Raw genomic sequence first — 24,039 nt, 5'->3', positions numbered from 1 at the left:
AGATTGAGCTTCGAGCGTTACACCACCGTCAGAAGGCGCGCAAACTGCGCTCGGTTCCGACCAAAGGACCACGGCCGCAGCCGCGCGACGCTGCAATCCGCAACTTCCGCGACAGCGCTTCGCGAGCGGGGCCTGCCGGAGATTGCGTTCGGCGCCTTGCTCAACACGGCGTCCAACGGTTATCGTCGCGCGATGAAGAGGTTCGGCCGAAGCTGCCTCCTCGTCGCCGGCGCCGTGGCTGCGCTGTCGACGGTCCCGGCCGCTCCCCAGGCGTTCGCCGCCCCACGCAGCGGCGGTTCGGTGTTTTCAGACTTTCGCCTGCCGTGGTCGCAGCCGCGGAAGCCTGTTCGCCGCGCCAAGCGCGAGAAGCCCGCCACGGCGGCGCCGCGCGCACGAAACGCCGCGCCGGTTCCGAAGCCCGCGCCGAGCCGCGCCCCGAAACCCGAAAGCGCGCCTTCGCCGCCCGCAGCGGCGGCGGCCACGCCGGCGGTCGCGCCGGTCTTCGCCGCCGCCTCTCCCGTCGAGGCGGTTTCGGCCGAGAGCGCGGCGCGGGTGGCGGATTTCGTGGCCATCCGTCTCGCGCCGACCCCCGAAGCGCCGCCGCTTGCGCCTCTGCCCGATCCCGACGCGCGCGTGCGCGAGGACGCGACGGAGGTAGCGGGTCCGCCGCCGCCAGGGATTCCGCTCCCGCCCGAGCGCACGCCCCAGCCGACCATGCTCGCGATGATGCCGCGCGCGCCGCTCGACGGTCCGCCCCTGCCCGCTCCGCCCGACGCCGACACCCCGCCGCCCGTCTCCGCGCCCGCCTCCGACGCCCGCGCGAAGGACGCCGACTGCGTGGCGCTGGAGCGGGAAGGCGCGATCTCGAAGCCGCTGCCGCCGATCCTCGGCCCCATGTCCTGCGGAGCGCCGCTGCCGGTGGAGCTGTCGGGGGTAAGGTTGAAGGACGGGAGCACGGTGGCGATCAAACCTGCTGCTATCCTGCGCTGCGAGACGGCGCGCGCGGTCACGGCCTACGTGCGCGACGACCTAGCCCCGGCCGCGGAGAAGGCCGGGCCTAAGCTGACGGAGGTGCGCACCGCCTCGTCGTTCGTCTGCCGGGGCCGCAACAACCGCCGGAACGCCAAGATGAGCGAGCATGGACTCGCCAACGCAGTCGACGTGTCCGGCTTCCGCTTCGCGGACGGTCAGGAACGGGACGTCTACGACGAGACGCTGCCGGCTCCGTTCGCGGCCGCCGTACGCGGCTCCGCCTGCGCGCGATTCATGACGGTGCTCGGACCCGGATCCGACGGGTTCCACGAGGATCACCTGCATCTCGATCTGCGGAAGCGGAAGAACCGCGGCGGCCGGCTGTGCAGCTGGCGGGGCGGCTGAAGGCGTCCGTCAGCGCAGACCGGCGGTGCTCGCTACAGCGTCGGTGCGGACCGCGTTGGCGACCGTCGCCATGACCTGCCGTCGCTCGAAGGCATCCTGCGCCAGGTTGAACCAGTGACGCGCCAGGGGAACCTGCTCGCAGATGAGGCCGTGATTGGGTCCTAGAGTCCGGTCCGCCCGCGCGATGACCTCGGCGCACTCCTGCGGCGAGCGTACGTCGATCCGTCTGTGCTCAGGGAATCCGCTCGTATACCCGCCATCGGCGAGATAGGTCACGTGGTTGAGCGCCGCATAGCCTGCGAACGCAAGGGCAGCGCCAACGAGTGCGAGCCGCATCGTTTTGAGACCGAAATGACGGAGTGCGATCGAGCGTAAGAACGCCGGACTTCGACTATCGTTCCAGTTAATTTCACCGAATGCGAGAACAATTTTTCGCTGCTGCGGCATGCGCTCGCCGCGCTTCCAAGGGCCGCGCGAATTTCCTATGCGTGAGGCGTCGGAGATCGCCGATTGGGAGAGACGCGCCATGCTCACGAACCTTCAGGCCCGCGACGTCGCGACCGTCCTCCATCCCTATTCGAACCTCGCGACGTTGCCGAAACAGGGCACCTTGATCCTGGAACGGGGCGACGGCGTCCATGTCTACGACACCGACGGCAAACCCTACCTCGAGGGCATGGCTGGCCTCTGGTGCACGGCGCTCGGCCATGGCCGCCAGGAACTCGTCGAGGTGGCCGCCGAGCAGATGTCGAAGCTGCCTTTCGCGCACCTGTTCTCGGGCAAAAGCCACGACCCGGCGATCGCGCTTGCGGAAAAGCTGAAGGAGCTGGCGCCGACGCCGATCTCGAAGGTGTTCTTCTGCAACTCGGGCTCCGAGGCCAACGACACCCAGATGAAGCTCGTTTGGTACGTCAACAATGCGCTGGGCCGGCCGCAGAAGAAGAAGATCATTTCGCGGATCAAGGCCTACCATGGCGTCACGATAGCGAGCGCGAGCCTGACCGGCCTGCCGAACAACCACATCGACTTCGACCTGCCGATCGCCGGCGTCCGGCACGCCGCCTGCCCGCATCATTATCGCTTCGCCCATCCCGGGGAGAGCGAGATCGACTTTGCGACCCGGCTTGCGGCCGAGCTCGACGCCCAGATCGAGGCGGAGGGACCGGACACCGTCGCGGCGTTCATCGCCGAGCCGGTCATGGGGGCCGGCGGCGTCATCGTGCCGCCTGAGACCTACTACCCGAAGATCCAGGAGGTTCTCGCGAAGCATGACGTCATGCTGATCGCGGACGAGGTGATCTGCGGCTTTGGACGGCTCGGCGAATGGTTCGGCTCGACCGCCATGGAGATGAGCCCCGATACGATCTCGATCGCCAAAGCGCTGTCCTCCGCCTATCTGCCGATCGCGGGCGTCATGATCCCGGAGTGGATCGATGACGCGCTGACCCGCCAGAGCGAAAAGATCGGCGTGTTCGGCCACGGCTTCACCTATTCCGGGCACCCCGTCGCGGCGGCGGTGGCGCTGCGCACGCTCGAGATCTACGAGCGCGAAAACATCATCGGGCATGTCCGCGGGTTGATCCCGCACTTCCAAGCGCGGCTGCGGTCGCTCGCCGATCATCCGCTGGTGGGCGAGGCTCGCGGCACGGGGCTCGTGGGCGCGGTCGAGGTCGTCGCCGACAAGGCGACGAAGCGCGCGTTCGGTCCGAAGCAAGGCGTCGCGCCGAGGGTCGTCGCTTTTGCGGAGCAGGAAGGACTGATCGTTCGCGCCATCGGCGACGCCATCGCGGTGTGCCCGCCGCTCGTGATCATCGAAGCCCAGATCGACGAATTGTTCGACAAGCTTGCAAGAGCGCTCGACCGCGCCGAGGCCTGGGCGGGCGAGGAGAACCTGCGGGCGGCCGCGTAAGCTCGGCCCGGGCAGACGCGTCGGACCGGACGCTCTAGGCCGGCACCCGCACCACCGCCCTCAAGCCGCCGAGCGGGCTCGATTCCAGCGTGACGTCGCCGCCATGGCTGCGGGCGATGTCGCGCGTGATCGCGAGGCCTAGGCCAGTGCCGCCGTGATCCTGGTTCCGGGCCTGGTCGAGTCGGAGGAACGGTCGAAACACCTCCTCGCGCTTCTCAAGCGGGATGCCCGGACCGTCGTCGTCGATCCGGATCTCGAGCGTTCGGCCGTCGTTGATCGCCTGGATCGCGATCCGCGTGGAAAACCGCGCGGCATTGGAGACGAGATTGCCGAGGCAGCGCCGGAAGGCGTCAGGCCGCACCACGGCGGTCTCGGGGCCGTGACTTTCCACGCTCACCCGCACGCCGGACGTTTCCGCCGCCCGCTTCAGCTCCTCCAGCAACCCCGGCACGTCGGTGGGCGACGGCGCCTCGCCGGCGTCGCCGCGCACGAAGGCGAGGTAGGCCTCCAGCATCCGCGACATCTCATCGACGTCGCGGTTCAGGTCCTCGATCTCAGGGGTCTCGTCGAGCAGCGCGAGTTGGAGGCGGAACCGGGTCAGCATGGTCCGCAGGTCATGGCTGACCCCGGCGAGCATGGTGGTGCGTTGCTCGATCTGACGTTCGATGCGGTCTCGCATGTCGAGGAACGCGCGGCCGGCTTCACGGACCTCCCGCGCGCCGCGCACCTTGAAGTCCGGCCCGGCCCGACCTTTCCCGAAGCTCTCGGCGGCCGCGGCGAGGGCGAGAATCGGACGGATCTGATTGCGCAGGAACAGGATGGCGACGGTGATGAGCACGACCGAGGCGCCCACCATCCAGACCAGGAAGATGTGGCTGTTGGAGGCGTAGGCGAGATTGCGTCGCGCCAGGACTTTCATGGTGGCGTCGGCAAGGGACACCCGTATCTCGACGAAGTTCGACCGGCCCACGGTGTCGATCCAGAACGGGCGCTTCAGGCTGTCCGCGAGCTGGCTGGAAAGCGCCTCGTCGATGATCGAGAAAAACGGGCGCGGTCGCTCCTGAGGCAGAGGCTGCGGCGGCAGGAACTCCACCTGCAGGGACAGCTGGTCGCGCGCGATGCGGGTGAGCCGCGCGTCGTTCTCAGGGGTCGGCTGGAGATCGTGGAGACGCGCCAGCGCCGCGATGTCCTGCGAGACCGCCGAGGACAGCCTCTCGGTCACCAGCTGGTAGTGCCGTTCCAGGAACACGAACGCGAGGACCCCCTGCAGCAGCACCATCGGCACCACGATGATGAGCAGCGAGCGGGTGTAGAGCCCCTTCGGCATCAAGCGCCGCAGGAAGGTCCCCGTCGCAGGCGCCTCGCTCATCCGTCGGCGAGGAGGCGGTAGCCGAGGCCCCGCACCGTCTGGAGCAAAAGCGGGTTCGCCGGATCGACTTCGATCTTCCGGCGGAGCCGGGTGACGACGACGTCGACCGCTCGATCGCCCGGCGCGGCGTCGTCGGTCGCGAGCGCAGAGCGGGGTACGGTCTGGCCGGGGCGCTCCGCCAGCGTCGCGAGCAGGTCGCGCTCCCGGTCCGTCAGACGGACCACCTCGTCGCCGCGCTTCAACTCCCCGCGACCCCGGTGGAAGGCGAACTCGCCGAACACGACTTCCGGCGCGGACGTCGCGGCCATAGCGCCAGCCCGCCTGAGGATGCCGCCCACGCGCAGCAGCAGTTCACGCGGATCGAACGGCTTCGCCAGATAATCGTCGGCGCCGGTTTCGAGCCCCGCGATGCGGTCGTCGGCGTCGGAGCGCGCGGTGAGCATGAGGATCGGCACGGGCGAACGCGCGCGCACGGCCCGGGCAAGGTCGAGGCCGCTTTCGCCGGGCATCATCACGTCGAGCACCAGAAGATCGAACGCCAGGGCGTCCAGCTTCGCCCGCGCCTCGGCGGCGTCGCCGGCGGTGCTGACGCGGTAGCCTTTGCCCGTCAGGAACTTGTGGAGAAGCGTGCGGATTCGCGCGTCGTCGTCGACGACGAGCAGGTGGGCGGCGTCGTCGTTGACGGCCGTCTCGCTGGAGGACGCCACGGTCAGGCTCGCCCTCCGCGGGGCCGTCCGGGCATAGCGAGCCGCGCTACGGCGTCTCGCTCCTCGGGATCGACCATCGCGAACAGGAAGCGCCGCGCGGCGGCGCCGACGTCGTCGCCGCACCCCTCGAGCGCCCGCGAAATCCTTTCGGTCTGAAGATGCGCGAGCTTCAAGGCGAGGGCGTCGCCGCGCTCCGTCACGAACAGAAGCCGCTGGCGGCGGTCGGACGCACCCTCGCGCTGAATGATGAAGCCCTGGTCGATCAGCTCGCGCAGCACCCGGCCGAGGCTCTGCTTGGTGATCTTCAGGATGTCGAGCAGTTCGGTAACGCGCAGGCCTGGGTTGCGATCCACGAAATGCAGGACGCGGTGATGCGCCCGCCCGAAACCATAGGCCGCAAGCGCCTCGTCGGCGTCGCGGACGAAGTCGCGGTAGGCGAAAAACAGAAGCTCGATCAGGTCGTAAGCCGGCGCGCCGTCGGGACCGAGGGCGCGTGCGGCGGAGGAGCGCTGAGTCGCGCCGGACGCCTCGGTCATTACGTCAGTCATATTGACTTATCCCGATCCGTTCGTTACACACCCTGCCCTATCCGCGAAAGGAAATTACCTAAGACGAGCGCAAGCAAGCGGATCATTGCGCGGCCGTTGAGCCGGCAGGGCGTTCGCCGAGGATAGCCAGTCCGCTCGCGCGGCGCAAAATGCGTAAGGCCTGAACGCTCGACTTGACCGTCGCAGCGTTCAGGCGCACCTCGAACGACGAAGATTGAACAGCCTTATTGCGCCGGTTCCGAGCCGGCGAGCGATTGCCAAGGAGCGATTGTCATGGCCGACGCACAACCTTTCGACATGCGCGACGGCGTCATTTGGTACGACGGGGCCTTCGTCCCGTGGGCCGACGCCAAGGTTCACGTTCTTACGCATGCGCTGCACTACGCGAGCGCGGTGTTCGAAGGCGAGCGGGCCTACGGCGGCGTAATCTTCAAGATGCGCGAGCACAACCAGCGCCTGATCGAGAGCGCGCGGCTGCTCGATTTCGAAATCCCCTACTCCGTCGAGGAGATCGACCGGGCCTGCGAAGAGACGCTCGCGCGTCAGGGCTTCTCGGACGCCTACATCCGCCCCATCGCCTGGCGCGGCAGCGAGATGATGGGCGTCTCCGCCCAGCACAACCGGATCCATCTGGCCATCGCCGTGTGGCAGTGGCCGAGCTACTTCGATCCGGCCCAGCGTCTGAAGGGCATCCGGCTCGACCTCGCCCAATGGCGCCGCCCGGACCCGCTGACCGCGCCGTCCAAGGCGAAGGCGACCGGCCTCTACATGATCTGCACCATGTCGAAGCACGCCGCCGAGCGTAAGGGCTACGCCGACGCGTTGATGCTGGACTGGCGCGGCCAGGTGGCGGAATGCACCGGCGCGAACATCTTCTTCGTCAAGGACGGCGTCATCCACACCCCGACGCCGGACTGCTTCCTCGACGGCATCACCCGCCGCACGGTCATCGGCCTCGCCCGGGCGCGCGGCATCGAGGTGGTCGAGAGGGCGATCCGACCGGAGGAGCTGTCGGGCTTCGAGCAGTGCTTCATCTGCGGGACGGCCGCGGAGGTCACGCCGGTCGCCGAGATCGCCGATTGGCGTTTCACGGTGGGCGACATCACCAGCACGCTGATGAACGACTACATGGCGGCGGTGCAGCCGTCCGCGCCCAAGGCCGTCGCGGCGGCCTGAGCTCCGCCACTTTCGAACAAAAGCCCGCGGACCGGCCGGTTCGCGGGCTTTTTCGCTTGATACCTAAGGCCTTAGCCGCGAACGCGCGCGGCCGCGACCCGACGGGCGAGCCTCGCCTCGACGCTGTCGACGCCCCTGGCGGCCTCGGTCGCCTCCACGAACTGCGCGATCCGCCTCGGCTCCGCGGCGACGACCACGGCGAGCAGGGATCCGGCGTCGTGGGCGATCAGCGCCGCGCAGCGCGCGAGCACGGCGGCGCTCGGGATCATGGTCGCGAACCACAGCCCGGGGATCGCGTGCAGCCCCTCGCGCGGGAGCGTCAGATGCGCGGCGCTCAGGCCCATCGTGAGGCAGGTCGACAACGCGTAGAGGCCGGAGAGCGCCGCGAGGTAGGTCAGCGCCTTGTCGAGTCCAAGGAGACTTTCGCCCTTGTGCAGCACGCCCCAGGCGAAGCCGGCGGCGGCCATCGCCGCGATCAGACCCCAGGAGACGGCGGCCACGAGCGCGTACAGCGCCGCGGTCTCCGGCCGTCCCGCCTGCCGCAGCGCGGCTAAGCGTGCAGTGGTGGTCTCCGACGACAGCCAGGTCATCTGCTGGGCGTAATTCGACACCCCATGTCCGAGATTCTGGCCGGCGGCGAGGACCAGCAGGGCGGCGATGACGGCGTAGCCGCAGACGATCAAGGTCGCGCTGGCGCGAAACGAGAGCTTGCCGGTCATCGCAGGGTTACCCGAGAGGCGCGCCGCGCGACAGCGCGGTTAACATCGGGTTAACTCTACCGCGGTTTGCACGCCCGGCAAGCGTCGTTCGCGCCCGTCCGCCCGGGGCGCGGGTCAGCCGCGGCTCCAGCGCTCGGCGGCCGCGTCGTCGGCCTCTTTCGCCGCGACCCAGCCCGTCCCGGCGGCCGTCTCTTCCTGCTTCCAGAACGGCGCGGAGGTCTTGAGGTAATCCATCAGGAACTCGGCCGCCGCGAAGGCCGCCGCCCGGTGGGACGACAACGTCGCGACCAGCACGATGGGCTCGCCCGGACGGATCCGCCCATAGCGATGGACCAGCAGCGAGTCGATCAGCGGCCAGCGGGCCCGCGCCTCCGCCTCGATCCGCTCGAGCTCCTCCTGCGCCATCTCGGGATAGTGCTCAAGGATCAGCGCTTCGAGCGGCGCCCCGCTGTCGGCGCGGTCGCGGCAGAGGCCGGTGAAGGTCACGACCGCGCCGACGCCGTCGCGGCCTTCGCTCAGCCGCGCCAACTCCGCTCCGGCGTCGAACGGCTCGCTCTGAAGACGAACGGTCATGGCGGCTCAGCCGCCGGTCATCGGCGGGAAGAACGCAATCTCGCCGGCGCCGGCGATGGACGCGTCGGGCTTGGCGTGCCGCTTGTCGATCGCGGCGCGGATCGCGGGACCGGCCGCGAAGGCCCGCTCGTAATCAGGGCCACGCGCGCGGAGCCAGTCGACCAGCTCCGCCACCGTCGCCACGCCGGCCGGCGCGTCGACGTCCTCTTCGGCCAACCCGACCCGCTCCCGCACCCAGGCGAAATATTTCAGTTTCACTCGACGGGATCCTCCAGCACGTAGCGCAGTCCCGCCCTGAAGTAGTCATAGCCGGTGTAAAGCGTAAGCACCGCGGAGAACCACAGCAGGCCGAGCCCGACCGCCGTCACCCCGGGGATCACCTTGTCGCCGGCGGCCCCGGCCAGAAGGAAGCCCACGGCGACGAGCTGAGCGGTGGTCTTGTACTTCGCGAGGTTGGTGACCGGCACGCTGACCCGAAGCTCGGCCAGGAACTCCCGCAGCCCTGAGACCAGCACCTCCCGGCACAGGATCACCATCGCCGCCCACAGCGTCCAGCCGTGGATCGTGCCGTCCGCGGCCAGCATGAGCAGGCAGGCGGAGACAAGCAACTTGTCCGCGATCGGATCGAGCATGCGTCCGAGCGGAGACTGCTGCTGCCAGGCCCGCGCAAGGTAGCCGTCGAGGAAATCGGTGATCGCCGCCAGCGCAAACAACGCGAGCGCCGTCCAGCGCCAGGCGTCGCCGCCCACGAAAAGACATCCGACGACCGCCGGCACCGCCGCGATGCGGCCGTAGGTGAGTATGTTCGGAAGGCTGAGCGCGTGCCGTCGCGACGCGTTGTCGCCGCGGCGCGCAGCGGCGGGACCGACGGGTTCGAGATGGCTTTCGGAAGTCATAAATCGGCGCCGGCATGCTGACGGGTCAGGCGGCGACACGACCACGCGCGTCCGCGGGCGTCAACACGAGAGCCTCGGCGGACGTCCCCCCTCATGCTCGGTTCCGCCGACGCAGGCCGACGAAGGTAAGCGCCCCCGCGGCCAAGCCCAGCAGCGCCCACTTGAACGGTAGGGCATCCGCGGTTTCGGACCGGATCGGGAGCACGGCGACCGATCCTGAACGGGTCTCGACGCCGGCCCGGCCGGCGGCCTTCGCCCCGGCGATTTGCTGGGGCGAGACCGCCCAGTCAGCGCCGCGGGTCTGATCGTAGACCATCGCCCCCGCGCCCACAGCGCAGGCGACGAGGAAGGCCGCGGCCAAACGGAGCCCCAGGGTCATCGAACCGTCCTTTCGTTAAGCGCGCGGGCCCCCGAAACGTCAGCCCCCGTCGCCCCGTGCGTGGAAGAAGTCGTAGATCGTCCTCGCCATAGCCTTGCTGACGCCCGGCGCCTTCTCGAGGTCGGAAAGACCTGCGCGAGCCACCGCCTTGGCGGTGCCGAAGTGGCGCAGCAGCGCGCGCTTGCGCGTGGGGCCGATGCCCGGCACCTCGTCGAGCGGATTCGCGACGAACTCCTTGGAGCGCCGCGCCCGGTGCGTTCCGATCGCGAAGCGGTGGGCCTCGTCGCGCAGGCGCTGGACATAATAGAGCACGGGGTCCCGCGGGGGCATGCGGAACGGTTGCTTGCCCTCGAGGAAGAAGGTCTCGCGGCCCGCCTCGCGGTCGACGCCCTTGGCGATGCCGACCAGCGGCACGCCTGCAAGGTCGAGCTCCTTCAGCGTCTCGCGCGCGGCTTTGAGCTGGCCCTGGCCGCCGTCGATCAGCACGAGGTCCGGCCATGGCGGCGCCCCCTCGGGCGTCTTGCCCTCGGCGTCGCGCGGCGATTCCTTTTGCAGCCGAGCGAAGCGGCGGCGGAGCACCTGCCGCATCATCCCGGTGTCGTCCCCCGGGGTCAGATCTTCGGGCCTGATGTTAAACTTGCGGTACTGGTTCTTCAGGAAGCCCTCGGGCCCGGCGACGATCATGCCGCCGACCGCGGCCGTCCCCATGATGTGGCTGTTGTCGTAGACCTCGATGCGCTGCGGCGGCGCCGGGAGTTCGAACGCGGCCTGGACGCCCGCGAGCAGTCGCGCCTGCGTCGAGGTCTCCGCCAGCCTGCGGCCGAGCGCCTCCTTGGCGTTCGAGAGAGCACGGTCGACGAGCTCCTTCTTTTCGCCGCGGGCCGGCACCGCGACCTCGACCTTGTGGCCTGACCGGATCGTCAGGGCCTCGGCCAGCAGCGCCCGGTCCTCCATGTCCTCGCTCAGCAGCACCAGGCGCGGCGGCTCCTCGGCGTCGTAGAACTGCGAGAGGAACGAGCCCAGCACCTCGCCGGTCTCCAGCGACTTGTCGGCCTTGGGGAAGTAGGCCCGCGCGCCCCAGTTCTGATAGGCGCGGAAGAAGAACGCCTCGATGCAGGTCTGTCCGCCTTCGGCGTGGATCGCGAAGACGTCCGCCTCCTCCACCGAGCGCGGGTTGACGCCCTGGTTGGACTGAATGGCCGCGAGCGCCGCCAGCCGGTCGCGGTAGACCGCGGCCCGCTCGAAATCGAGCGTCTCCGACGCTTGGTCCATGGCGCGCGCCAGCTCGGTCTTCACCCGGTCGCTCTTCCCGGAGAGGAAGTCGCGGGCTTCCTCGACCAGCACGGCGTAGTCGTCGAGCGCGATCTCGCCGGTGCAGGGTCCGGAGCAGCGCTTGATCTGGTGCAGCAGGCAGGGCCGCGTGCGCCGCTCGTAATAGCTGTCGGCGCAGGAGCGCAGCAGGAAAGCGCGCTCGAGCGCGTCGATCGTGCGCCCGACGGCGCCGGCCGAAGCAAAGGGACCGTAGTAGTCGCCCTTGCGGGTGCGCGCGCCGCGGTGCTTGGCGATCTGCGGCGCAGGATGCTCGGACGAGATCAGGATGTAGGGGAACGACTTGTCGTCCCGCATCAGCACGTTGAAGCGCGGGCGCAGCCGCTTGATCAGGTTCGCCTCGAGCAGCAACGCTTCGGTCTCGGTCTCGGTCGAGACGAACTCCATCGCCGCGGTCTCGGCGATCATGCGGGCGATGCGGATGTTATGGCCGATGCCGCGGGCGTAGTTCGCGACCCGCTTTTTCAGGCTCCGCGCCTTGCCGACGTAGAGGACGTCGCCGTCGGCCGCGAACATGCGGTAGACGCCCGGCCCATTCGGCAGGTGCTTCAGATGGGAGCGAATGACCTCGACGCCGCGGCGCAGGTTCTCGGGCGCGGCCTCGAGCGCCGCCTCGGCGGTCTCGCGCTCCTCGACAGAGAAAAGCTCGTCGTCGTCGAGCGCGTCAGGCTCGATCGGGGGGCGGTCGTCATCGATCATGGAGCCGTCAATTTAAGCGACCGAAGCCGATTCCGCGAGGCGCCTCAGTCGTCGTCGCGATCCGGCGCGAGATGCTGTCCGCCGTCGACCGGCAGCATGACGCCGGTGACGCTCGACGCGTTCAGCAGAAACCGCACGGCCTCGGCGATCTCGGCCGGCGTGGGGCCTCGCCGAAGCGGGGTCGCCTCCGCCTGCCGGGCGAAGGCCTCCGGGGACTGCCGCGCGTTCGCGAGCGTGGGGCCCGGCGCCACCGCGACGACCCGGACGCGCGGCGCCAGCGCGAGCGCGAGCGTCTCTGTGGCGGTCCGCAGCGCGCTTTTCGACAGCGCGTAGGAGACGAAGCGGCTGGTCGTCTTCAGCACGCGCTGGTCGATCACATTGACGACGCAGCCGCCGACGTTCGCCGGCAGGCGGGCGGCGAAGGCCTGGGCGAGAAACACCGGAGCGCGAAGGTTGACGGCCATCTGCCGGTCCCACGCGACGGACTCGAGCGCGCCAATTTCGTCCTCTTCAAAAGTTGAGGCGTTGTTGACCAGCGCTTCGAGAGGCGCGCCGACGGCGGCTGTGGCCTCCAGCACGAGACGCTCCGGGGTGGCCGGATCAGCGAGGTCGCCGACGACCACCGCCGCCCGGCCGCCCCGCGCAACGATCCGCTGCGCGAGCGCCCGCGCCCCGTCGATCGACTCATGGCAATGGAGGGCGACGGGGCGCCGCTCGGCCGCCAAGGCTTCGGCGATCGCTGCGCCGATGCGCCGGCTCGCTCCCGTGATCAACGCCGCACCGAGGCCGTTCGTCATGCCCGTACCCACCTCACATCCGCGGACCGGGTTTCGGTTCGCTCGCTTTGCCCATCGGTTTACGAGGCGTCGGCGCTCTTCGATGCCCCGCGCCACCTGCGGAAACGTACGCTCAACTCAGCCTAGATCCAGCTAAACCGCTGAGAATGAAGGAGTTTGGTCTGGTGTGGCAGGAACGTCACGCCGGCCTGCGTCTTATTTCAGTCCGCCAGCGGCCACATTCAGGTTTCGAAAGAGCCGCAAAGCCGCGTCATAAAAATCGCCATACGCACCGTTTGGTCCGGAACTTTTAGGCGTACCCCGCGTTTGCGTCGCGGTCGGCGTATTGGGGGTCCCGGCTGCAGTCCCGAAAAATGGGTCTGCGCCGCAGGAGTCGGGTGGAAATGAAGTTCTCTTCCAGTCTCGGAAGCATCGCTGTCGTGTTGGCCTCCGGCGGGTTCGCCATGGCGGCTGATATGCCGAGCTACGAGCAGTCGACGGCGATCGCCCCGGTGCCCTCCTTCAGTTGGACCGGCCCCTACGTCGGCCTCCAGGCCGGCTACGGCTGGTTCGACGCCGACAATCGCGTGAACGGCGCGTCGCCGGGCTCCAAGCCCAACGGCGTCAGCCTCGGCGCCTTTGGGGGCTACAACTACCAATTCGACAACTCCCCGATCGTCCTCGGCTTGGAGGCCGACATCAATTGGAGCGACGCGGACGCCCGACGCGGCACGTCCGGCTTCACCGGCGCGCCGGATGCGCGAATTCGGAACGACATCGGATACACGGGCGCGATCCGGGGTCGAATCGGGTATGCATTTGATCGCTTTCTCGTTTACGGGGCTGGCGGTCTCGCTTTCGCCGAGCATGAGGTGAAGGCGCAGGGCGCCGCGGGCGGATCGGACGACACCGTCGCCGTCGGCTGGACCATCGGCGGCGGCGTCGAGGCGGCTGTGACCGACAACGTCACGGCGCGCGTCGAATACCGTTACTCGGACTATGGGACGGACACGTTCAGCGTGGCCGGGAGCCGCGTGAAATCTGATCTCTCCGAGAACCGGGTGATGCTCGGCGTCGGATATAAATTCTCAACCGGCTGGTAACGTTTATCGGTCATTCGGTTGGGCCTGACCTGCGGTTAGCTTCGCAGGTAAAATTACTGGCGGTGAGTGTAGATCATCGTCGGTTGTCACCACGTGTAGTTGTCCGTTTCGAGTAGAGGGTTGGCGAAGATTTAGCACTGTTGCAGTTTAGGCACTGCAATTCAGTCGCCTTCCCGTTAAATGGCAGACACGGAGCCTGGACGCGTTCAGGCTGAACATCAGTAAGAGGGTACTCAAAATGATCCGTCGCTTCCTTCTCGGCGCTGCCTCGGCTGCAGCGGTCGTCGCCGTGGTTCCCGCCGCTATGGCTGCGGATCTCCCGGCCTACGAAGCTCCGGCCGCCGCCATCGCCGTGCCGTCCTTCACCTGGACCGGCCCGTACATCGGCGCTCAGGCTGGCTACAGCTGGGGCCGCACCATCAACCGCAAGGCTGATGGCCTCGTCGTCGGCGGCTACGCCGGCTACAACTACCAGTTCGATGGCTCGCCGGTCGTGATCGGCATCGAGACCGACTTCAACTACGCCGACATCGACGCCAAGCGCAGCAACACCCGCGCCACGACGGACTGGAACGGCGCCACCCGCGCTCGCCTCGGCTACGCCTTCGACCGGTTCCTCGTATACGGGACTGCCGGCGTCGCCTACGCCGATCGTGAGCTGAAGTCCCGCGTCGGCGGCGGCAAGGACGACACCACCGCGTTCGGCTGGACCGTCGGCGGCGGCGTCGAGTACGCTGCGACCGACGACGTTACGGTCCGCGCGGACTACCGTTATGCGGACTACGGCCGGGACAAGTTCAAGATCGACCCGACCACCAAGTCGCAGTACACCGAGCACCGCGTCATGGGCGGCGTGGCGTACAAGTTCACCAGCCCGTTCTGATAACGCCCGGGCGACCTAGGTCGCCCGGACCGTTCTTGAAAAGCCCGCGGCTCGCCGCGGGCTTTTTTCGTTCGCGTTGCTTCGCGATTGCATCGGAGCCGTGCACAATCGCATTGCGAGATCTTTTCACGCCCCGATAACCTTCACGCATCGCTAACAATTGGCCGCTAGGGTCAGGTCAACGCGGGCCGAAGCGCCTGCGCCTGCCCCGTGTCGTTTTGCGTACGGACGCGCTCCTCATCCCGTCCGGTTGTTGAGTATCGAGGCCCCCCAATGATCCGCACCGTCATCGCAGCCGCAGCCGTCGCGCTCGTGGCTCCCGCCGCCTTCGCCGCCGACCTTCCCTATGAGAGCGCCCCGGCCGACTACGCCGCGCCGGCGCAAGGGTACAGCTGGTCCGGCGCCTATCTCGGCGCCCAGGCCGGCTACGGCTGGTCGAAGTCGAAGAACAAGAACGCCCCCGACACAAAGCCGAACGGCGGGATCGTCGGCGCCTACGCCGGCTATAACCACCAGTTCGACGGCTCGCCCGTCGTGGTCGGCGTCGAGACCGACTTCAACTACGACGACGGCGAAGACCGCAAGAGCAACGGCGGCGTGAGCGTCCGCAACAGGAAGAGCTGGAGCGGCGCCACCCGCGCCCGCGTCGGCTACGCCTTCGACAAGTTCCTCGCGTACGGCGCGGCCGGCGTCGCCTACGCCGACCAGAAGGTTACGGCTTCGGACGGCGTCGTCGCCGGCCACGACAGCAAGACCGCCGTCGGCTACACCGTTGGCGTCGGCGCCGAAAGCGCGGTGACGGACAACGTCACGGCGCGCGTGGAGTACCGCTACACCGACTACGGCAGCGACAAGTACAACATCGGCGGCGAGAAGCTGAAGAGCTCCACCACCGAGAACCGCCTGATGGGCGGCGTGGCGTACAAGTTCAACAATTTGTGGTGATCCCTCGCCGCGAGCGGCTTGACGAATCTCCGAAACCCCGCGCGGCTCGCTCGCGCGGGGTTTCTTTTACGCCCCGCGCCCGTGTTAACGCTTGGTTGACTCAGGGAAATTTTAGCGGTGACGGCAGGGTTACGTTAACCGAAGTGTCGCCGCGCGGAGGTATCCTGACGGCGTCGCTGTCGCACACGGACCCCCCGCCGATGATGCTTCGCCTGCTGTCGCTGTCCTGGCTGATCGTTCTCGCCGGCGCATCCCACGCGCTGGGGGCGGACGCGGTGACGGCGGCTGCGGACCCGGCCCCGTTCGACTGGAGCGGACCGCGGGCGGGGATCTACGCGGGCTATGGGTCGCTCGACGGCCAAGGCGCTCTTACCGGCGCATCCATCGGCTACGACTGGCGCTTCGGCGACGTGGTCGTGGGCGTCGACGGCGGCCTTCTCGCCAGCGGCATGGACGGCCGCCGCGACGGCGGCCGCTACGAGGTCGAGGCGGTCGGGGAGATCCGCGCCCGCATCGGCTACGCCTTCGATCGCTTCATGGCCTATGGGGCCGTCGGCGCCGCCTTCGCCGCGACAGACTACGTGCGGGCCGGAAGGCGCGACAGCGCTTTCCAGGCCGGCTGGCTGGTCGGCGCGGGCGTGGAGGTGCGGCTGTTCGACCGAGTCTCCGCCACCGCCGAGTACGTCTACGTCGATCTCGACCGCAAGACCTTCAACGCCGGCGGCGACGTCGGCCTCGACGCCGCCGGCGGCCAGGTGCGGGTCGGTCTGAACTACCGGTTCTAGGCTCGCTCCAAGCCGACGACCGCAAACAGCCCGTCAGGGTCGCTCCACACGGAGCCTTGGCGCCAGCCCGCCTGCGCGGCGAGCGCCGTGAAGGTGTCGACGCTGTATTTCCGCGAACTCTCGGTATGGATCGTTTCGCCCTCGGCGAATTCGAACTCCCGCCCGGCCGCCCTGACGACCTGCCGCCCTAGGCTCTTGAGGTGCATCTCGATCGCTTGATCCTCTACGCTCCAGCGCGCTTCGTGGGCGAAGCGGGCGGTGTCGAAGGTCCCACCGAGTTCGCGGTTGATGCGGACGAGGAGATTCAGGTTGAAGGCGGCGGTGACGCCGGCGGCGTCGTCATAGGCCGGAATGAGCCGCTCGAGCGGCTTCACGAGATCGACACCAACCACCGCGCGCCCCGTGTCGCCCACGTGGGCGCCGACCTGCGCGAGAAAGGCCACCGCCTGCGCCGGCGAGAGGTTGCCGATCGTCGAGCCGGGAAAGAAGCCGATGCGGCGGTTGAGGCGCGGCAGATCCGTCGGCAGGTCGAAGTCGTCGGTGAAATCGGCGACCACGGCCCGAATCTCGAGCCACGGAAATCGCCGCTCGAGCCGCTCGGCGGAGAGCGCGAGGAAGTCCCCGGCGATGTCTACCGGCACGTAGCTCGCCGGGTTGTCGAGCGCTGCGAGCACGATCTCGGTCTTCACGCCCGCTCCCGCGCCATATTCGATCAGCGTCGCGCGCGGACCGCAAAAGGCGGCGATCGCTTCCGCTCCCGCGCGGAGGATCGCGGTCTCCGTCCGCGTCGGGTAGTACTCAGGAAGCTGCGTAATCTCCTCGAACAGCTCTGAGCCGCGGTCGTCGTAGAGCCACCGGCTCGGCAGAGTCTTGGCGGGTTTGGACAGCCCCTCCAGCACGTCGGCGCGAAACGCCTCGCGCTGGGCGGCCTGCAGCGGCGCGCGATCCAGCATCAGTTGTCCTCGGCGAGACGAAGGCCGGAGAACTGCCAGCGCTTGTCGGGCGGGAAGAAGTTGCGATAGGTCGCCCGCGCGTGCTCTGGCGGGGTTGCGATCGACGAGCCGCGCAGCACGAACTGCCCGCACATGAACTTGCCGTTGTACTCGCCCACCGCGCCCTCGGCCGCCTTGAAGCGCGGATAGGGTGTGAAGGGGCTGCGGGTCCATTGCCAGACCTCGCCGAACATCTGCTTGAGCCCCGGCTCGCGCGACGCTGGCCGCGGCCGAAGCCGTTGCGGTTCCGACCCGGGCGAAACCGAAAGCGACGCCGCGGCGTGCTCCCATTCCGACTCGCTCGGCAGGCGCTTGCCGGCCCAGGTGGCGAAGGCGTCGGCCTCGAAGTAGCTGACGTGAGTCACAGGGGCGGCGGGGTCGACCGGCTGCATGCCGCGCAGGGTCATGGAGCGCCAGCCGCTGTCGCCCTCCTCCCAGTACAGCGGCGCAGCCCAGCCGTTCGCGAGAATTTGCGCCCAGCCGTCGGAGAGCCACAGCAGTGGGTCGCGGTAGCCGCCGTCCGCCATGAACTCCAGCCATTCGCCGTTGGTGACCAGCCGGTCCGCCAGCCGGAACGGCTCCAGCAACGCGCGGTGACGAGGGCCCTCGCAGTCGAAGGAGAAGCCGCCGCCGGCGTGCCCGATCTCGACGATGCCGCCGTCGAACGCAATCCATTCCGCTGGCGCAGCCGCCTGCACCGCCTCAGGCGCCGAGCCGTCGCGGTAGGCGGGACGCACGGGGCTTTGCGCGAAGAGGTGCAGAATGTCGGTGAGAAGAAGCTCCTGATGCTGCTGCTCATGGTGGCAGCCCAGCTCAACGAGCTCTTCCGCCGCGGGCTCCGCGCCTCCGTCGAGAAGCGTTGCGATCGCGGCGTCCACATGGGCCCGATAGGCCATGATCTCCTCGAGCGACGGGCGCGTGATCATGCCCCGCTTCGGACGGGGCTGCCGCGCTCCGATGGTCTCGTAGTAGGAGTTGAACAGGTAGTTGAAGCGCTCGTCGAAGACGGCGTAGTCCGCCGCGAAGCGCTTCAGCACCATGGTCTCGAAGAACCAGGTGGTGTGCGCCAGGTGCCATTTCGCCGGGCTTGCGTCCGCCATCGACTGGACCGTGGCGTCCGCGTCGCTCAACGGCGACGCCAGCCGACGGCTGTGGGCCCGAACGCTCGCATAACGCTCGTGCACGGCCGAGCGGGCCGCTTGGGCCCGCGCCTCGCTCAAAGCCATGAAGTCCTCTCGATCCTCGCCGATCGCGATCGTCGCCGGCGTTTCCGTCAGAACGACTCCGCGCGGCGGGTCGTTCCTTCGTCTACGGATTGAAGGCCCGGCGGATTACAGGGGCAAGCGCGGTTTCGATCTCGCGAGGGGACAGAGTAGCGGGCACTGCAGCTGAACAAGCGATCCCGCGGTTCCCCATGCCCCGGCCTTGAGCCGGGGCATGGGCGCTCTTCAGGTTCAAATGAAAACGCGACGGGCGCCGTGGACACCTGGCTGGCGAGGGTCCGCGTCCGGGGCGCGGCTCAAGGCCAGGACCCCGAGGCGAGCCTGTGATCGACCCGCGGGGTTATGGCCCCGGGACAAGCCCGGGGCGACGGGGAGCGTGACGCGTCGGGGCGATTACGCCACGGCCGCCTTCTTGGTCGCGGCTTTCTTCGCGTTCAGCGCAGCCTGGGCCGCGGCGAGGCGCGCGATCGGCACGCGGTACGGCGAGCAAGAGACGTAGTCGAGCCCGACCTCCTCGCAGAAGGCGATGGACGCGGGATCCCCGCCGTGCTCGCCGCAGATGCCGAGCTTGATTTTGGGCCGCACGGAGCGGCCGCGCTCGGCGCCGAGGACCACAAGCTCGCCGACGCCCTCCCGGTCGATCGTCACGAACGGGTCGGACGGCAGCAGGTTCTTGTCGGTGTAGTGCTTCAGGAAGGTCGCGGCGTCGTCGCGGCTGATGCCGAGCGCGGTCTGCGTCAGGTCGTTGGTGCCGAAGGAGAAGAACTCCGCCGTCTCGGCGATCTCGTCCGCCTTCAGGCAGGCGCGCGGCAGCTCGATCATGGTGCCGACCTGATAGACGAGCTTCTCGCCCGTCTCCTCTTCGACCAGCTTCGCCACGGCGTCGATGCGCGCCTTCACGAAGTCGAAGTCCGGGCGACCCATGACGAGCGGCACCATGACCTCAGGCGTCACCGGCGCGCCGGTGGACTTGGCGGCCTCGACCGCGGCCTCGAAGATGGCGCGCGCCTGCATCTCGGCGATCTCGGGATAAGCGATCGCGAGACGGCAGCCGCGGAAGCCCAGCATCGGGTTGAACTCCGACAGCTCGGCGGCGCGGGCGCGCAGCTTCTCGACGTCGACCCCCATGGCGGCGGCGACTTCCGCCATGTCCTTCTCGGTGTGCGGCAGGAACTCGTGCAGCGGCGGGTCGAGCAGGCGGATCGTGACGGGCAGGCCCTTCATGATCTCGAACAGAGCGACGAAGTCTGCGCGCTGGAACGGCAGCAGCTGGCCGAGCGCCTTGCGGCGGCCGGCCTCGTCGTCGGCGAGGATCATCTCACGAACCGACACGATGCGGCTCTCGTCGAAGAACATGTGCTCGGTGCGGGAGAGGCCGATGCCCTCCGCCCCGAAACGGCGCGCGGCGCGCGCGTCGTCCGGCGTCTCGGCGTTCGCGCGCACGCCCATTCGGCGCACCTCGTCGGCCCAGCGCATCAGCGTGGCGAAATCGCCCGAAAGCTCCGGCTGCACCATGGCGACGGCGCCGTCGAGCACCTGGCCCGTGGAGCCGTCGATGGTGACCACGTCGCCGGCCTTGAACACCCGGCCGGAGACGGTGAGCGTGCCGTTCTTCTCGTCGATACGGAGCATGCCGGCGCCCGAGACGCAGGGCTTGCCCATGCCGCGGGCGACCACCGCCGCGTGGCTCGTCATGCCGCCGCGGGTGGTGAGGATGCCCTCGGAGACGTGCATGCCGTTGATGTCTTCCGGCGAAGTCTCGGTGCGGGCGAGGATGACCTTCTTGCCCGCCGCGACCGCGACCTCGGCGTCTTCGGACGAGAACACCAGCTCGCCCTGCGCGGCGCCGGGCGAGGCCGGCAGGCCGGTGGCGATCACCTTGCGCTCGGCCTTGGGATCGATCGTCGGGTGCAGCAGCTGGTCGAGCGACGGGGGATCGATGCGCGCCACCGCCTCGTCGCGGGTGATCAGGCCTTCGCTCGCCAGATCCACTGCGATCTTGAGCGCGGCCTTGGCGGTGCGCTTGCCGTTTCGGGCCTGCAGCATCCACAGTTTGCCGCGCTCGACCGTGAACTCGAGATCCTGCATGTCGCGGTAGTGCTTCTCGAGCACGTTGGACACGCGGACAAACTCGGTGAAGACCTCAGGCAGGCGCTTTTCGAGCGACGGCGCCGTGACGTTGCCCTCGATCCGGGAGGCTTCGGTGATCGGCTGCGGGGTGCGGATGCCGGCGACGACGTCTTCGCCCTGGGCGTTCACCAGGAACTCGCCGTAGAGACGGTTTTCGCCGGTGGAAGGATTGCGGGTGAAGGCGACGCCGGTGGCCGAGGTGTCGCCCATGTTGCCGAACACCATGGCCTGGACGTTGACCGCCGTACCCCAGCTCTCGGGAATGTCGTTGAGCCTGCGGTAGGTGATGGCGCGGGCGTTCATCCACGAGGAGAACACAGCCCCGACAGCGCCCCAGAGCTGGTCGCGCGGGTCCTGCGGGAAGGGCTCGCCGGTCTCCTTCAGCACCTTCGCCTTGTAGGAGGCGACCAGCGCGAGGAGATCGTCGGCGTTGAGGTCAGTGTCCTCGACGACGCCCTTCTTCTCCTTCGCGGTCTCGAGGATGTCCTCGAAGGCGTGGTGGCCGACGCCGAGCACGACGTTCGAGTACATCTGGATGAAGCGGCGGTAGCTGTCGTAGGCGAAGCGGGGATTGCCCGAGCCCTCGGCGAGGCCCACGACCGTCTGGTCGTTGAGGCCGAGGTTGAGGATCGTGTCCATCATGCCGGGCATCGACGCGCGCGAGCCCGAGCGGACGGAGACCAGCAGCGGATTCGCGGCGTCGCCGAAGACGCGGCCGGTTATCGCCTGAATGTGGTCGAGGCCCGCGTCGACCTGCGCCTGCAGCTCGGCGGGATAGCTCCGGCCATTGGCGTAGTAATAGGTGCAGACTTCGGTGGTGACGGTGAAGCCGGGCGGCACAGGGAGGCCGAGGTTCGCCATTTCGGCGAGGTTCGCGCCCTTGCCGCCGAGCAGCTCGCGCAGCTCGGCGCGGCCTTCCGCACGTCCGTCGCCGAAGGTCAGCACCCACTTCGTCATGCGTCGTTCTCCGCCTGTCCGCCGGTTCCCCCGCGGGCCATTTAGGGCCCTACATGTCCGGCATTAGGGACCTTGCACGCCTTTCGTTCAATGGCAAGTTGTCGCAGACCGATGCTGCGTCGCGGCAGCGGGGGAACTCGACGGCCCGCTAAGCGCTCTATCTCTTGCATGCCAAACGCCAGCGCCCCTTCGCGCTTGCAAAAGACGCTCTTGCGAACCACTTGCAAAAGGTGTTGTTGCAAGTGATTATCGTTCTCGCCTCCCGCACGCCCCCGTCAGCGAGCCCGCCCGATGACCGAACTGACCCAGCGCCTGCCCGACTCCCCCTTCTCCGGATGGCGCGGCCGCCCCGGCGAAGCGTCGCTCGCCGAGGTCAACGGTTCGGTCGGCGTGCGCGGGCGCTCCCCGCTCCGGCGCTTCCTCGCCTTCGTGGGTCCGGGCTACCTCGTCGCTGTCGGCTACATGGACCCCGGCAACTGGGCGACCTCGCTCGCCGGCGGCTCGCAGTTCGGCTACGCGCTGATGGCCGTTGTCGCGCTCTCGAGCCTGATGGCGATGCTGCTGCAGGCGCTGTGCGCGCGGCTCGGCGTCGGTGCGGGCCGCGACCTCGCCCAGGCCTGCCGCGACGCCTTCCCGAAGCCCGTCGCCTTCGTGCTGTGGATGCTCGCCGAGGCCGCGATCTGCGCCACCGACCTCGCGGAGGTGATCGGCACCGCGATCGGCCTGAACCTGCTGTTCGGCATCCCGCTCGAGATCGGCGTCGTCGTCACCGCGCTCGACGTGTTCCTCGTGCTGCTGCTGCAGCGGGTGGGCTTCCGCTGGATCGAGGCCTTCGTCATCGGGCTGCTGTTCGTGATCGCCGCCTGCTTCGCGGTGCAGCTCGCGATGGCCGATCCGGACCTCGGCGCGATCATCCGCGGCCTCGCGCCCACGACCGAACTCGTGAAGAACCCGGCGATGCTCTACATCGCGCTCGGCATCGTCGGCGCGACGGTCATGCCGCACAACCTCTACCTGCACTCCTCGGTGGTGCAGACCCGCGGCTACGAGCGCACCGACGCCGGCAAGCGCGAGGCGATCCGCTACGCGACGACGGACTCGACCATCGCGCTGGTCTTCGCCTTCGTCATCAACGCCTCGATCCTGATCCTCGCCGCCGCCGCCTTCCACGCCAACGGGCGCACGGAAGTGGCGGAGCTCGGCGAGGCGCACACGCTGCTTGGGCCGCTGCTCGGCGGCGCGATCGCCGCGACCGCTTTCGGCGTCGCCCTGCTCTGCTGCGGCCTGAACTCGACCGTCACCGCGACGCTCGCCGGCCAGGTGGTGATGGAGGGCTTCCTGCGCATCCGGCTCGCGCCTTGGCTGCGCCGCCTGATCACCCGCGCCATCGCCATCACGCCGGCGATCGCCGTCACCCTGATCTACGGCGAGAGCGGCACCGCGCAGCTGTTGGTGCTGAGCCAGGTGATCCTGAGCCTGCAGCTGCCCTTCGCGGTGATCCCGCTGGTGTGGTTCACCGCCAGCCGCTCGAAGATGGGCGAGTTCGTCGCGCCGCGCTGGATGAGCGTCGCTGCGGGCGTCACCGCCGCGGTCATCGTCGCGCTCAACATGAAGCTGCTCTACGACTTCGCCAGCGGCCTCTGAAACTCAGGGCGTCTCCTGAAGCGTCAGGAGGTCCTGGCCTTCTTCGGCGCCGCGCTCGGCAGGGCGGGCGCCGCCTTCCGCACGGCGATCGTGGTCTCCGGCCCGTCGTCCAATCGGGTCTCGACGTCCTTCAGCAGCATGAACCGCGCGCCGGCCGTCTTCAGCGCCCTTATGCCGGCGGCAAGCCCCTCCCCCGCTGCCCGCCCGGGCTGGTTGATGTGGGCGATGATGACGTCGCCGGACTTCGCGGCCGCCACCCGCCGCGCGACGGTGGGCGCCATCAGGGAGGCGCCCATGTCGGCGTTCAGCGAGTAGCCCGCGATCGCAAACCCCTGCGCCTTGATCTCGGCGACTGCGTCGGGGCTGTAGCGCGCGGTTGCGTCACGGTACCAGCGGGGGCGTTCGCCCGTCGCCGCCTCGACCGCCGCGGCGCCGCCGGCCACCTCGGCGCGCACCGCCTCCAGCGAGCCGGCGGTCTTGAGGCCGAACACCTGCGAGACGTCGGTCACCGCCGGCACGTGGTTTTCGCCGTGGTTCTCGATCTCGAACAGCTCGGGATGCGCCTTCAGCGTGGCGAGGCCCGCGGGGTTCGAACGGATCCACCGGTGCGTGACGAACACCGTCGCGGGAATGGCCTCGGCCACCAGCATGTCGAGCACCCGGTGGTCGGTGGCGCCGGAGCAGGCGTCAAGCGTCAGGGCGACGGTCCGCACTGAGGGGTCCGGCGCAACGATCGTCAGACGCGGCTCCACGTCCGCGGCCTGCGCAGCGACGGGCGCGAAAGCGAAGGCGGCGGCGATCAGACGGACCAGGCGCATGGCGGTCTCCGGAAACGATTGCGCCCCGATCCGCCCGCCATGAGGCGAATCTAGGGCGCTTCGTCTCTATGCCGCCAATCGCTTAACGTTTCGCGGAAGCGA

Annotated in this window: 24 protein-coding genes; 8 read left to right on the top strand and 16 right to left on the bottom strand. The window is 68.7% G+C overall.

From position 1 onward, the window contains the following. Positions 1-179: 179 nt before the first annotated feature. On the bottom strand, positions 180-572 hold the full coding sequence (locus tag METY_RS21320; RefSeq protein WP_210201903.1) for a hypothetical protein: 393 nt from the start codon (positions 570-572) through the stop codon (positions 180-182). Here METY_RS21320 and METY_RS19420 point away from each other — a divergent pair. After that, the gene (locus METY_RS19420; RefSeq protein ID WP_210201902.1) at positions 565-1,377 is read left to right on the top strand and encodes an extensin family protein; all 813 of its coding nucleotides are present in this window, start codon (positions 565-567) and stop codon (positions 1,375-1,377) included. The genes METY_RS21320 and METY_RS19420 overlap by 8 nt on opposite strands. 9 nt (positions 1,378-1,386) lie before the next feature. On the opposite strand, the gene METY_RS20945 is transcribed toward METY_RS19420, so the two are convergent. Then, positions 1,387-1,905 (bottom strand): hypothetical protein, encoded by a 519-nt coding sequence (locus tag METY_RS20945; RefSeq protein WP_146035768.1) that lies wholly within the window; start codon positions 1,903-1,905, stop codon positions 1,387-1,389. Here METY_RS20945 and METY_RS19410 point away from each other — a divergent pair. Next, positions 1,904-3,286: an aminotransferase gene (locus METY_RS19410; RefSeq protein WP_103123053.1), complete on the top strand. Its 1,383-nt coding sequence runs from the start codon at positions 1,904-1,906 to the stop codon at positions 3,284-3,286. The two genes, METY_RS20945 and METY_RS19410, sit on opposite strands and share 2 nt — an antisense overlap. A gap of 34 nt (positions 3,287-3,320) precedes the next feature. Here the strand turns inward: METY_RS19410 and METY_RS19405 are convergent, their stop codons facing one another. From METY_RS19405 to METY_RS19395, 3 genes are read right to left on the bottom strand one after another with little or no spacing between them, the layout of a single operon-like run. Beyond that, a complete protein-coding gene (locus METY_RS19405) occupies positions 3,321-4,655 on the bottom strand; it encodes an ATP-binding protein (RefSeq protein WP_103123037.1) in 1,335 nt (444 codons plus the stop codon). After that, on the bottom strand, positions 4,652-5,362 hold the full coding sequence (locus METY_RS19400; protein ID WP_103123036.1) for a response regulator: 711 nt from the start codon (positions 5,360-5,362) through the stop codon (positions 4,652-4,654). Before METY_RS19400 ends, METY_RS19405 begins: the two co-directional genes overlap by 4 nt. Positions 5,363-5,364: 2 nt before the next feature. Continuing rightward, the gene (locus tag METY_RS19395; protein WP_244593748.1) at positions 5,365-5,910 is read right to left on the bottom strand and encodes a MarR family winged helix-turn-helix transcriptional regulator; all 546 of its coding nucleotides are present in this window, start codon (positions 5,908-5,910) and stop codon (positions 5,365-5,367) included. 273 nt (positions 5,911-6,183) lie between these two features. On the opposite strand from METY_RS19395, the gene METY_RS19390 reads away from it, so the two are divergent. Further along, positions 6,184-7,086, top strand: coding sequence for a branched-chain amino acid aminotransferase (locus tag METY_RS19390; protein ID WP_103123034.1), 903 nt, complete (start codon positions 6,184-6,186; stop codon positions 7,084-7,086). A gap of 71 nt (positions 7,087-7,157) precedes the next feature. Here the strand turns inward: METY_RS19390 and METY_RS19385 are convergent, their stop codons facing one another. The 7 genes from METY_RS19385 to METY_RS19355 form a co-directional block, all read right to left on the bottom strand. Next, entirely contained in the window at positions 7,158-7,805 is a 648-nt protein-coding gene (locus METY_RS19385) for a hypothetical protein (RefSeq protein ID WP_103123033.1), read from the bottom strand. Positions 7,806-7,919: 114 nt separating this feature from the next. Beyond that, positions 7,920-8,378, bottom strand: coding sequence for a molybdenum cofactor biosynthesis protein MoaE (locus METY_RS19380; protein WP_103123032.1), 459 nt, complete (start codon positions 8,376-8,378; stop codon positions 7,920-7,922). Between the two features lie 6 nt (positions 8,379-8,384). Further along, on the bottom strand, positions 8,385-8,636 hold the full coding sequence (moaD, locus tag METY_RS19375; protein WP_103123031.1) for a molybdopterin converting factor subunit 1: 252 nt from the start codon (positions 8,634-8,636) through the stop codon (positions 8,385-8,387). After that, the gene (pgsA, locus tag METY_RS19370; protein WP_244593747.1) at positions 8,633-9,274 is read right to left on the bottom strand and encodes a CDP-diacylglycerol--glycerol-3-phosphate 3-phosphatidyltransferase; all 642 of its coding nucleotides are present in this window, start codon (positions 9,272-9,274) and stop codon (positions 8,633-8,635) included. Before pgsA ends, moaD begins: the two co-directional genes overlap by 4 nt. 91 nt (positions 9,275-9,365) lie before the next feature. Next, positions 9,366-9,653 (bottom strand): hypothetical protein, encoded by a 288-nt coding sequence (locus METY_RS19365; protein WP_103123030.1) that lies wholly within the window; start codon positions 9,651-9,653, stop codon positions 9,366-9,368. Positions 9,654-9,692: 39 nt separating this feature from the next. Continuing rightward, the gene (gene uvrC / locus METY_RS19360) at positions 9,693-11,681 is read right to left on the bottom strand and encodes an excinuclease ABC subunit UvrC (protein ID WP_103123029.1); all 1,989 of its coding nucleotides are present in this window, start codon (positions 11,679-11,681) and stop codon (positions 9,693-9,695) included. Between the two features lie 44 nt (positions 11,682-11,725). Continuing rightward, entirely contained in the window at positions 11,726-12,478 is a 753-nt protein-coding gene (locus METY_RS19355) for an SDR family oxidoreductase (RefSeq protein ID WP_103123028.1), read from the bottom strand. 383 nt (positions 12,479-12,861) lie between these two features. On the opposite strand from METY_RS19355, the gene METY_RS19350 reads away from it, so the two are divergent. From METY_RS19350 to METY_RS19335, 4 genes are all read left to right on the top strand, one after another. Next, a complete protein-coding gene (locus METY_RS19350) occupies positions 12,862-13,560 on the top strand; it encodes an outer membrane protein (RefSeq protein WP_244593746.1) in 699 nt (232 codons plus the stop codon). Between the two features lie 238 nt (positions 13,561-13,798). Beyond that, positions 13,799-14,443 (top strand): outer membrane protein, encoded by a 645-nt coding sequence (locus METY_RS19345; RefSeq protein ID WP_103123027.1) that lies wholly within the window; start codon positions 13,799-13,801, stop codon positions 14,441-14,443. Between the two features lie 273 nt (positions 14,444-14,716). Continuing rightward, positions 14,717-15,388 carry an outer membrane protein gene (locus tag METY_RS19340; protein WP_103123026.1) on the top strand — a complete coding sequence of 224 codons (672 nt, stop codon included), beginning with the start codon at positions 14,717-14,719 and terminating at the stop codon, positions 15,386-15,388. Positions 15,389-15,588: 200 nt separating this feature from the next. After that, a complete protein-coding gene (locus tag METY_RS19335; protein WP_103123025.1) occupies positions 15,589-16,173 on the top strand; it encodes an outer membrane protein in 585 nt (194 codons plus the stop codon). Here the strand turns inward: METY_RS19335 and egtD are convergent. From egtD to ppdK, 3 genes are all read right to left on the bottom strand, one after another. Continuing rightward, complete coding sequence (gene egtD, locus METY_RS19330; RefSeq protein ID WP_103123024.1) at positions 16,170-17,126, bottom strand: L-histidine N(alpha)-methyltransferase; 957 nt, start codon at positions 17,124-17,126, stop codon at positions 16,170-16,172. The two genes, METY_RS19335 and egtD, sit on opposite strands and share 4 nt — an antisense overlap. Next, on the bottom strand, positions 17,126-18,391 hold the full coding sequence (gene egtB / locus METY_RS19325; protein ID WP_103123023.1) for an ergothioneine biosynthesis protein EgtB: 1,266 nt from the start codon (positions 18,389-18,391) through the stop codon (positions 17,126-17,128). The genes egtD and egtB overlap by 1 nt, the downstream gene beginning before the upstream one ends. 390 nt (positions 18,392-18,781) lie before the next feature. Next, the gene (gene ppdK / locus METY_RS19320) at positions 18,782-21,475 is read right to left on the bottom strand and encodes a pyruvate, phosphate dikinase (protein WP_103123022.1); all 2,694 of its coding nucleotides are present in this window, start codon (positions 21,473-21,475) and stop codon (positions 18,782-18,784) included. 291 nt (positions 21,476-21,766) lie between these two features. On the opposite strand from ppdK, the gene METY_RS19315 reads away from it, so the two are divergent. Next, the gene (locus METY_RS19315; protein ID WP_103123021.1) at positions 21,767-23,119 is read left to right on the top strand and encodes an Nramp family divalent metal transporter; all 1,353 of its coding nucleotides are present in this window, start codon (positions 21,767-21,769) and stop codon (positions 23,117-23,119) included. Between the two features lie 23 nt (positions 23,120-23,142). On the opposite strand, the gene METY_RS19310 is transcribed toward METY_RS19315, so the two are convergent. Next, positions 23,143-23,937 (bottom strand): polysaccharide deacetylase family protein, encoded by a 795-nt coding sequence (locus tag METY_RS19310; protein ID WP_103123020.1) that lies wholly within the window; start codon positions 23,935-23,937, stop codon positions 23,143-23,145. Positions 23,938-24,039 lie beyond the last annotated feature (102 nt).

It is taken from the genome of Methylopila sp. Yamaguchi (assembly GCF_002897035.1).
Taxonomy (GTDB): Bacteria; Pseudomonadota; Alphaproteobacteria; order Rhizobiales; family Methylopilaceae; genus Methylopila.
Note: the sequence above shows the minus strand (reverse complement) of the source record. Positions and strands in the feature narration are given on the sequence as shown.

Bases quoted from the DNA above. Each gene is read 5' to 3' on its own strand.
- METY_RS21320 (WP_210201903.1), bottom strand. From the start codon at position 572: ATGGCCACGAAATCCGCCACCCGCGCCGCGCTCTCGGCCGAAACCGCC.
- METY_RS19410 (WP_103123053.1), top strand. From the start codon at position 1,904: ATGCTCACGAACCTTCAGGCCCGCGACGTCGCGACCGTCCTCCATCCC.
- METY_RS20945 (WP_146035768.1), bottom strand. From the start codon at position 1,905: ATGGCGCGTCTCTCCCAATCGGCGATCTCCGACGCCTCACGCATAGGA.
- METY_RS19405 (WP_103123037.1), bottom strand. From the start codon at position 4,655: ATGAGCGAGGCGCCTGCGACGGGGACCTTCCTGCGGCGCTTGATGCCG.
- METY_RS19395 (WP_244593748.1), bottom strand. From the start codon at position 5,910: ATGACTGACGTAATGACCGAGGCGTCCGGCGCGACTCAGCGCTCCTCC.
- METY_RS19390 (WP_103123034.1), top strand. From the start codon at position 6,184: ATGGCCGACGCACAACCTTTCGACATGCGCGACGGCGTCATTTGGTAC.
- METY_RS19385 (WP_103123033.1), bottom strand. From the start codon at position 7,805: ATGACCGGCAAGCTCTCGTTTCGCGCCAGCGCGACCTTGATCGTCTGC.
- METY_RS19380 (WP_103123032.1), bottom strand. From the start codon at position 8,378: ATGACCGTTCGTCTTCAGAGCGAGCCGTTCGACGCCGGAGCGGAGTTG.
- pgsA (WP_244593747.1), bottom strand. From the start codon at position 9,274: ATGACTTCCGAAAGCCATCTCGAACCCGTCGGTCCCGCCGCTGCGCGC.
- METY_RS19365 (WP_103123030.1), bottom strand. From the start codon at position 9,653: ATGACCCTGGGGCTCCGTTTGGCCGCGGCCTTCCTCGTCGCCTGCGCT.
- uvrC (WP_103123029.1), bottom strand. From the start codon at position 11,681: ATGATCGATGACGACCGCCCCCCGATCGAGCCTGACGCGCTCGACGAC.
- METY_RS19355 (WP_103123028.1), bottom strand. From the start codon at position 12,478: ATGACGAACGGCCTCGGTGCGGCGTTGATCACGGGAGCGAGCCGGCGC.
- METY_RS19350 (WP_244593746.1), top strand. From the start codon at position 12,862: ATGAAGTTCTCTTCCAGTCTCGGAAGCATCGCTGTCGTGTTGGCCTCC.
- METY_RS19345 (WP_103123027.1), top strand. From the start codon at position 13,799: ATGATCCGTCGCTTCCTTCTCGGCGCTGCCTCGGCTGCAGCGGTCGTC.
- METY_RS19340 (WP_103123026.1), top strand. From the start codon at position 14,717: ATGATCCGCACCGTCATCGCAGCCGCAGCCGTCGCGCTCGTGGCTCCC.
- METY_RS19335 (WP_103123025.1), top strand. From the start codon at position 15,589: ATGATGCTTCGCCTGCTGTCGCTGTCCTGGCTGATCGTTCTCGCCGGC.
- egtD (WP_103123024.1), bottom strand. From the start codon at position 17,126: ATGCTGGATCGCGCGCCGCTGCAGGCCGCCCAGCGCGAGGCGTTTCGC.
- egtB (WP_103123023.1), bottom strand. From the start codon at position 18,391: ATGGCTTTGAGCGAGGCGCGGGCCCAAGCGGCCCGCTCGGCCGTGCAC.
- ppdK (WP_103123022.1), bottom strand. From the start codon at position 21,475: ATGACGAAGTGGGTGCTGACCTTCGGCGACGGACGTGCGGAAGGCCGC.
- METY_RS19315 (WP_103123021.1), top strand. From the start codon at position 21,767: ATGACCGAACTGACCCAGCGCCTGCCCGACTCCCCCTTCTCCGGATGG.
- METY_RS19310 (WP_103123020.1), bottom strand. From the start codon at position 23,937: ATGCGCCTGGTCCGTCTGATCGCCGCCGCCTTCGCTTTCGCGCCCGTC.